This window comes from Pseudomonas sp. TYF_14 (genome assembly GCF_043105275.1).
Lineage (GTDB): Bacteria > Pseudomonadota > Gammaproteobacteria > Pseudomonadales > Pseudomonadaceae > Aquipseudomonas > Aquipseudomonas alloputida.
In genome coordinates, this window is the sequence record NZ_JBICLK010000039.1 from 1 (window position 1) to 1,901 (window position 1,901).

General features: G+C 60.8%; 1 protein-coding gene and 1 pseudogene. Both read left to right on the forward strand.

Annotated features, from left to right (window positions below; genetic code table 11):
• Window positions 1-552: transposase (locus tag ACF8O8_RS12775; protein WP_392509784.1), on the forward strand; the 552-nt coding region annotated here is incomplete at its 5' end.
• 45 nt (window positions 553-597) lie between these two features.
• Window positions 598-1,901 (forward strand): annotated as a pseudogene (locus tag ACF8O8_RS12780) (type IV secretion protein Rhs); the annotation flags it as partial.

Here is a 1,901-nt window from a genome sequence, read left to right on the forward strand (position 1 = left end):
CGGCGTACATTCGTCGAAGCGCAGAAGGTGCAGCCTAAGGGCAAGACCGGTCGCGCCGATGTTGCGCTGACGATGATCAACAAACTGTATGGCATCGAACGCGACCTCAAGGATGCCAGCGATGAACAACGATTCATCGGTCGTCAGGAACGAAGCCTGCCGATCCTTGAGCAGTTGAAAAGTTGGCTCGACAAGACGCACTCACAGGTGACACCGCAAAGCGTACTGGGCAAGGCGGTGCTTTACCTGGCAAACAACTGGAACCGCTTGGAGCGGTATGTCGAGGCGGGCCACCTGCCGATCGACAACAACCTGGCAGAGCGGGCCATAAAGCCGTTTGTGATCGGGCGCAAAGCTTGGCTGTTCAGTGACACGCCCACGGGAGCCACGGCTAGCGCGCAGATCTACAGCCTGGTCGAAACCGCCAAGGTCAACGGCCAAGAGCCCTATACGTGGCTGCGCCACGTCCTGGAGCGACTGCCGCACGCCTCATCGGTAGCAGACTACGAAGCGCTGCTGCCATGGAACTGTTCGCCAGAGATGCCACGGTAACCTTGGCTTCCACCTTCTGGTAGGTGGGGTTCATGGATCGGTTACGAAGAAACCGACCCGCTGGGCCGCAAAACCACCTACGAATATCACCACCTGACCACGCTGGTGACCCAGGTCAGCTACCCGGATGGCAGCACCTAGCGAGCGCGCTACGACGACAAGGGCAACCTGCTCGCCGAATTCGATGCCCTCGGCCAGATGACCGAGTACCTGAACAGCGATGACGGCCTGCCGCACACCATCATCGATGCGACCTACAAGTCCAAGTACCTGTGGTGGAACACCCTGGCCCAGGTCGAGCGCTACCAGGACTGCTCGGGCAAGAGTACGTACTACCGCTATGACGAACGCCAGCACCTGGTCGCAGTAACGGACGCGCTGAACCAGACCACCACGCTGGCGCGCAAGCCCGACGGCGAAGTGCTGCGTATCAGCCACCCGGACGGCACCACGGAAAGCTTCACCTACAACGTCTACGGGCAGGTGCTCAGCCACACCGACGGCAAGGGCCAGACCACCCGCCTGATGCGCACGGCCCGCGGCCTGCCGAGCAGCCGCCAGGATGCCAAGGGCCAGCGGGTTCGCTACGAGTACGACAAGGCCATTCGCCTGACCGCGCTGGTCAACGAGAACAACGCCACGTACAGCTTTGCCTACGACGCTTCGGACCGGCTGAGCGAAGAAGTGCGGGTGGATAACCTGACCCGGCGTTTCAGCTACAACGTCGGTGGCCATCTCACACGACTGGATGAGATTGGCTATGGCGAAAATGCCGAGCGGCCAGAGCGTCATACGCTGTTCGAGCGTGATGCCATTGGCCGTTTGGTCGCCAAGATCAACCGTGATGCGAGCCAGACATTCGTATACGACGACGGTGACCGGTTGCTGAGCATCGAGCGGCAACCGAGCGGGATCGGCAAGCAGCTTGGGATCACGGAAGAAAAGCTGGAATACACCTACGATCTGCTCGGCCGGCTGAGCAAAGAAATCAGCCCTGACGGCACGCTCGGCTACGAGTACGACCCGCTCAGCAACCTGACCACGCTGACCCTGCCGGATGGGCGTAAGGTCAATCACCTGTATTACGGCAGTGGCCACCTGCACCAGCTGAACCTGGACGGCCAGGTCATCAGTGACATGGAGCGCGATGACCTGCATCGTGAGGTGTACCGCACCCAGGGCAAGCTCACCAGCTGCTTCGGTTATGACGCCATGGGGCGCAAGGCCTGGCAGTTTGCCTCGACCTTGCCGGCCGACAAGCTCTCGCAAGTGCATAACACCGGCATCAATACCTCGTTGCTGGTCGAGCACGCCTACAACCCGATCCACCGCCGTTATCAGTACGACCC